The 6,294-nt window shown below is 69.8% G+C and carries 5 protein-coding genes and 2 tRNA genes; all 7 read left to right on the forward strand.

All coding sequences use genetic code 11. The features are described 5' to 3' along the window. Positions 1-100: 100 nt before the first annotated feature. The 7 genes from VM221_02920 (at position 101) to VM221_02950 (ending at position 6,091) form a co-directional block, all read left to right on the forward strand. The gene (locus VM221_02920; protein HUT73774.1) at positions 101-1,090 is read left to right on the forward strand and encodes a phosphatidate cytidylyltransferase; all 990 of its coding nucleotides are present in this window, start codon (positions 101-103) and stop codon (positions 1,088-1,090) included. Positions 1,091-1,099: 9 nt separating this feature from the next. Then, positions 1,100-2,254: a 1-deoxy-D-xylulose-5-phosphate reductoisomerase gene (locus VM221_02925; GenBank protein ID HUT73775.1), complete on the forward strand. Its 1,155-nt coding sequence runs from the start codon at positions 1,100-1,102 to the stop codon at positions 2,252-2,254. A gap of 52 nt (positions 2,255-2,306) precedes the next feature. Then, a complete protein-coding gene (locus VM221_02930) occupies positions 2,307-3,470 on the forward strand; it encodes a M50 family metallopeptidase (protein HUT73776.1) in 1,164 nt (387 codons plus the stop codon). A gap of 4 nt (positions 3,471-3,474) precedes the next feature. After that, positions 3,475-4,572 carry a flavodoxin-dependent (E)-4-hydroxy-3-methylbut-2-enyl-diphosphate synthase gene (gene ispG, locus VM221_02935; protein HUT73777.1) on the forward strand — a complete coding sequence of 366 codons (1,098 nt, stop codon included), beginning with the start codon at positions 3,475-3,477 and terminating at the stop codon, positions 4,570-4,572. Positions 4,573-4,654: 82 nt separating this feature from the next. Beyond that, a tRNA-Ser gene (locus tag VM221_02940) sits at positions 4,655-4,747 on the forward strand. Positions 4,748-5,272: 525 nt separating this feature from the next. Beyond that, on the forward strand, positions 5,273-5,890 hold the full coding sequence (gene lexA / locus VM221_02945; GenBank protein ID HUT73778.1) for a transcriptional repressor LexA: 618 nt from the start codon (positions 5,273-5,275) through the stop codon (positions 5,888-5,890). A gap of 111 nt (positions 5,891-6,001) precedes the next feature. Beyond that, positions 6,002-6,091, forward strand: a tRNA-Ser gene (locus VM221_02950). Positions 6,092-6,294: the final 203 nt, after the last annotated feature.

A 6,294-nucleotide genomic window follows, 5' to 3' on the forward strand; every position in this document is an offset into this window, starting at 1 on the left:
CCTGTCCGGTCCCAAGACGATGTCTCGCTGACGTTGCCACCGGCTGGCGGCGCTGGTATAATACCAGCGCAACTTGCCGGTGAGCACGATCGGGTCTTCCATGTTTCGTCAGCGCGCCCTGAGCGCAGCCATAGGGCTGCCCATTCTCTACGGCCTCATCTTCCTCGACGGCTATCCGTGGGCCCACGGCCTGCCGCTGCTGGCGGTGGTGATGGTGGTGTCAATGCTTGGCGCCGAGGAATTCCGCCTGCTGCTGTGTCACCGCGGCTTCCATCCACCCAAAGATCTGGGCAAGATGATGGGCATGCTGCCGCCGCTGTTCCCGTACTTCTACCATTACGACTACAATGACCTAGTCTTGCTCGCCCTGACCATCGTCATCGTGGTGGACGTGCTGATGGTGGCCCTCGCCCTCATCGGCGACATCAGCCGCCGCGCGCTGCCCCGGGGGAAGCCGTCGGCGCCGGTCGCCGCGGGGAATCCGCCCGCGGCGAGGAAGGCGCACGAGCCTCCGCCGCCCGGCGGGCCGCTGGGCGCGGTGCGCGATTTCGTGCTGGTAGCGGTGGGCGCGCTCTACATCGGGGGCCTGCTGTCATGTCTGATCTTCCTGCGGCGAGTGGATCCGGACTTCGCAGCCCCGTGGGGGGTGTGGCCAGTCGCGCTCTTGATCGCCGCGGTGTGGATTGCTGACACCGCCGCTTTCGCCGCCGGCAAGCTGCTGGACGGCCGCAAGCTGTGGCCTCGCCTGAGCCCCGGCAAGACTATCATCGGCACCATCGCCGGCATCGCCGCCTGCGCCATCGTCTTCGCCGTCGCCGCGGCGGTCGAGGTCGTGGGCGCCGAGGGCGGCGCGGCCATCAAGTTCGGCGCCATCGCCGCGGTGCTGGGGGTGGGGGCGGTCGTGGGGGTCGCGGGGCTGGGCGGCGACCTGGCCGAATCCGCGCTCAAGCGGTGGGCCGGGGTCAAGGACTCCGGCGATATCATCCGTGGTCACGGCGGCGTGCTCGACCGCTTCGATAGCCTGCTGTGGGCGGCGCCCGCCTTTCTCTACATCCTGGTGTCGTGGTACGCGCTGGTAGCGGACCTGTGAGCCGGTGACATGACAGGGACAGGCATTGCCGTCCTGGGCTCGACGGGATCCATCGGGCGCCAGACGCTCGAGGTCATCGCCGACGCGCCGGAGCACTTCCGGGTGGCGGCGCTGGCGGCGGCACGCAACGTCGAGGCGCTGGCGGAGCAGGCGCGCCGCTTCCAGCCCGACCTGGTCGTCGTGCTCGACGAATCCCGCGCGCCGGAGCTGCGGGCGCGGCTGGAGGGCGCCGGCGTCCGCGTCGCCGCGGGCCCCGCGGGAGTCGCGGAGGCGGCGACTCTCGATTGCGCGGCGACCGTGGTCGGGGCCATTTCGGGCATGGCGGGCCTCGCCCCGGTGCTCGCCGCCATCGGCGCCGGCAAGCGCATCGCCCTCGCCAACAAGGAACCCCTGGTCGCCGCCGGCGCGCTCATCATGGCCGAGGCGCGGCGCTGCGGCGCCGAGATCCTCCCCGTGGACAGCGAGCACAGCGCCCTGTTCCAGTGCCTGCTGGGCCATCGCCGACAGGACGTGCGCCGCCTCATTCTCACCGCCTCCGGCGGGGCGCTGCGCGACCTGTCGCCGGCGGAGCTGGCGGCGGTGACGCCGCAGCAGGCGCTCGCCCACCCCACCTGGGACATGGGGCCCAAGGTCACGGTGGATTCCGCCACCCTGATGAACAAGGGCCTGGAGGTGATCGAGGCGCGATGGTTGTTCGGGGTGGCGGTGGAGCGCATCGAGGTCGTCCTGCACCACCAGAGTATCGTCCATTCCCTGGTCGAGTTCGCCGACGGCGCGACCTTGGCCCAGCTCAGTCAGCCCGACATGCGCCTGCCCATCCAGTACGCCCTGGGCTACCCGGAGCGCCTGCCGCAGCGCCGGGGGGGGCTAGAGCTGAGCGAGGTCGGGGAGCTGACGTTCGGCGCGGTGGACTTCGATCGCTACCCCTGCCTGGGCTTGGCCTATCAGGTCGCGAGGCGCGGCGGCGCGGCCCCGGTCGCCCTCAACGGCGCCGACGAGGTGGCGGTGGCGGCGTTTCTGGCGGGGCGCATCGGCTTCCTCGATATCCCGCGCATCATCGCCACCGTGCTCGATCGCGTCGCCGCCGCCCCCGCCGACACCCTCGAACAGGTGGTCGCCGCCGACACGGCGGCGCGAAGCGCGGCCCACAACCTGCTTGATTAGTGGTATCATCACGAAAAGGCTGCTCCGGCGGCCCTGCGGAAAGATGACGTAGATGACGTTTCCCATTGCCCTGGCCATGCCGGCGCCCGGCATGTCGGTCCTGCTCACGCTCGCCCTGCTCGCCCTCATCATCCTCTTTCACGAGTTCGGCCATTTCGTCGTCGCCAAGCTCGCGGGGATGGCGGTGTATGAGTTCTCGCTGGGCTTCGGGCACCCGGTGCTGCTGTCGTTCAAGCGCGGGGGCACGCAGTATGCGCTGCGGCCGGTGCCCATCGGCGGTTTCGTCCGCATCGCCGGCATGGAGCCGGATGAGGATGTGCCCCACGGCTTCGACAAGAAGCCGGTGTGGGCGCGGCTGGCGGTCATCGCCTCCGGCTCGGGCATGAACCTCGTGCTCGCCGTCATCCTGTTCTGGGTGATCGGGCTGGTCTTCGGCGAGGTGGTGGGCAGCAGCACCTCGCTCGCCAGGGTCCTGCCCGGGACGCCCGCCGCTGTCGCCGGGCTGCATCCGGGCGACACCCTGGTGGACGCGGGGCCGGTGGCGGTCACCGCCCCCGAGGTGCGGGCCGCGCCGACCTCCAAGCCGTCGCGCCAGATGAGCGTCGAGCAGATGCACGACTTCATCAGCGGTCGCCCCGACATGCCCATGCGGCTGGTGGTCAAACGCGGGGACCGCTACCTTGCGTACCACCTGACGCCGCGCGAGGAGAAGGTGGAGGACCTCGAACCGACGCCCGACGGCCCGGGCCGGGTGGTGCTGCGCCCGGTCGGTCGCATCGGCGTCGTCTTCGCCGACATCACCCGGCCCATGGGCTTCTGGAAGTCCATCAAGTCCGGCTTCGTCGGCGCCTACGAGATGACCGCCGTGATGCTCAGGCTCTTGATGGGAATGGTTGGCGGCAAGGTGCCGGCGGCGGTCGGCGGGCCGCTCCAGATCGCCGACCTGATGAGCGATGCCGTGCGCGTCGGCTGGCGCCAGTTCCTGCTCTGGTCCGCGGTCATCAGCATCAACATCGGCGTCATCAACCTGCTGCCCATCCCCGCGCTCGACGGCTCGCGCCTGGTTTTCATCGCCATCGAGGGCATCCGCCGCCGTCCCATTGACAAGCGTCGGGAGGCGATCGTTCACCTCGTCGGGTTTGCGCTTCTGCTGCTGCTGCTGGCGCTGGTCACCCTCAAGGACATCGCGCACCTGATCGACAAGTACGTGGGGTAGGGCAATGGGGGCCACGCGCCAAGTGCGGGTCGGGGGGGTGCTCATCGGCGGCGGCGCGCCGGTGTCGGTGCAGTCCATGACCAAGACCGACACCCGCGATGTCGCCGCGACCCTGGCCCAGACCCACGAGCTCGAGCAGGCCGGCTGCGACCTGGTGCGCATCGCCGTCCCCGACGCAGAGGCCGCGCGCGCCCTCGCCCGCATCGCCGCGCAGGCGCCGCTGCCCGTGATCGCCGATATCCATTTCGATCATCGCCTGGCGCTGATGGCGCTGGAGGCGGGAGTGGACAAGCTGCGCCTCAACCCCGGCAACCTGCGCCGCCCCGAGCACGTGCGCGCGGTGGTGGCGGCGGCGCGCGATCGCGGCGTCCCCCTGCGCGTCGGCGCCAACCTCGGCTCGCTGCCGCCCGACGTGCGCGCCCGCTACCGCGACTCCCTGTTCACCGCCGACGGCGCTGCCCGGGCCTTGTTCGCGGCGGCGATGCAGCACGTGCGCATCCTGCAAGACCTCGACTTCGACGATATCGTGCTCTCGCTCAAGGCCTTCGACGTCCCCGCCACCATCGCCGCCTACCGGTTGGCCGCGCGCGAGACCGACTATCCCCTGCACCTCGGGATCACTGAGGCGGGCCCGCCGCCGGCGGGAATCGTGCGCTCAGCGGTGGGCATCGGCGCGCTGCTGGCGGAAGGTATCGGCGACACGGTGCGCGTCTCGCTTTCCGCGCCGCCGGTGCAGGAGGTGCGCGTCGGGCGCGACATCCTGCGCGCGCTCGAGCTGCGCCGCGGCGGCGTTACGCTGGTGAGCTGCCCGACTTGCGCCCGCTGCGGGATGGACGTGGAGCAGGCCGCACTGGCAGTCGAGGAACAGTTGCGCCCGCTCGACCAGCGCCTGCGACGCGAGGGGCGGGAGCTGCGGGTAGCGGTCATGGGGTGCGCGGTCAACGGCCCCGGCGAGGCGCGCGACGCCGATGTGGGCTTCGCCGCCGACGCCCGCGGCGGAGTGCTCTTCAGCCGCGGCGAGGTCGTGCGGCGCGTGTCCCTCGAGCAAGCGGTGGCGGCGCTGGTGGCCGAGGCGCAGCGCGCGGCTGATAAGACCGGGTAGCCGCGGGACGGCCCGGCTCGCGGCCTTCTCCTCGTCCTTGCCCGCATTGACACCCCCAATTCCACGCGGCTATACTGAGCGCGGAGAGGTGGCCGAGCGGACGAAGGCGCTCGACTCGAAATCGAGTATCCCGCTAACCCCGGGATCGCGGGTTCGAATCCCGCCCTCTCCGCCATCCGTCAGGGCCGGTGAGACCGCGCCATGGAGCCTGGCCGCCTCGGCCGGGATGTCACGGGCGAGGGCGCCCATGCTCCGACCATCCTCCCCACGACGCGGCAGCGTTCTTGTAGGGTCCGTACCACACTGTGGTAATCCGTGGACACGAGGGTCGTTGACGCCGTCGAGGGGGTGAGGTAAAGTGCGGTTGTACCGCGATTCGCGGGGTCGTAACGGTACCCCTAGATCCGAGCGGAGTGACGCACCGCTCGGTGTCAGCACCCTCCACTGCGGCGCCCGGCCCGCGCACCGGGCGCCGCCCACTTCTTCTACGGCCTCCATCGGACGCTGGCCGCTCCCCATCCGTCGCAGCCGCGGCGGGCTGCCTACCGGGAAGCGACTGCCAGGGCCTCGTGACAAGACCCGGCCCATAACGCCCGCCATGAACAGCAGTTTGCGAAACCATGCGTTCGTGGTATAATGTGGGAGCCTTCAGAATGTCGGGCCCGGATCGCCCGGTGACGGACACGGAAGGAGGGAAGCGATGGAGCGGCTGACAGAACGCCAGAAGAGCATACTGAGCGGTATCCACGAGATATACCGCGCGACGGGGGCTCCGCCGACGGTGCGCGAGTTGGGGCAGCGCGTGGGTCTGAGCTCGAGCTGCACCGTCCAGCGGCATCTCGATGCCCTGGAGCGCAAGGGGTACATTCGCCGCAACCGCACCAAGGCGCGGTCGGTGGAGATCATCCGCAGCCACGATCCGGCGATGGTGCGGCGGCCGAGCGTGAGCGTGCCCCTGGTCGGGCAGGTCGCAGCCGGCCAGCCGATCCTGGCCGAGGAGAACATCGAGGAAGTCTATGCCCTGCCCGCCGACCTCGTCAGCGGCGAGGGCACCTTCATGCTGCGGGTCAAGGGCGACAGCATGATCGAGGCGGGGCTCTTCGATGGCGACTTCGTGGTCGTGGAGAAGCAATCAGCGGCGGCCGACGGCGACGTGGTGGTGGCGCTGCTGGAGGACGAGGCGACGGTCAAGCGGTTCTATCGCGAGAACGGCCGCATACGCCTGCAGCCGGCGAACTCCACCATGGAGCCCATCTACGCCGACGCGGATCGAGTCGCGATCATCGGCAAGGTCATCCTCGGCCTGCGCCGGTTCTGAGGCGGGTCGCGGCGGGAGCGGTGACGGCGGTGCTCGGCGCGCCGACGGAGTGGCTGCCAGCCGCTTTTCTCGGTCGCCTATCACATGTCTGCCTTCAACTTCCTGACGCACGGAGGGGTGTCCGAGCGGCTTAAGGAGGCGGTCTTGAAAACCGCTGGCCGAGTGATCGGCCCGGGGGTTCGAATCCCTCCCCCTCCGCCATTCGACGCGCCCTTCGCTCCGCTCAGGGCTTGCTCATGGCAGGCCACCAGGGATTCTTGTCCCTAGACTATAGTTCAGCCATTTTTGTAGGCAGAAAGTGAAGGGGCAGAACGTGAGAGGTCTATGCCCTCGCGCGGCCAAGGGTTGTTTATTCGAACATCCCAGCCGACGAGGTCATAGCCCATGTCACAGCCCCTCGTTCT

The sequence above is a fragment of the Armatimonadota bacterium genome (assembly GCA_035527535.1).
Lineage (GTDB): Bacteria > Armatimonadota > Hebobacteria.

Coding starts and splice junctions, on each gene's coding strand:
- VM221_02930 (HUT73776.1), top strand. CDS start 2,307: ATGACGTTTCCCATTGCCCTGGCCATGCCGGCGCCCGGCATGTCGGTC.
- lexA (HUT73778.1), top strand. CDS start 5,273: ATGGAGCGGCTGACAGAACGCCAGAAGAGCATACTGAGCGGTATCCAC.
- VM221_02925 (HUT73775.1), top strand. CDS start 1,100: ATGACAGGGACAGGCATTGCCGTCCTGGGCTCGACGGGATCCATCGGG.
- VM221_02920 (HUT73774.1), top strand. CDS start 101: ATGTTTCGTCAGCGCGCCCTGAGCGCAGCCATAGGGCTGCCCATTCTC.
- ispG (HUT73777.1), top strand. CDS start 3,475: ATGGGGGCCACGCGCCAAGTGCGGGTCGGGGGGGTGCTCATCGGCGGC.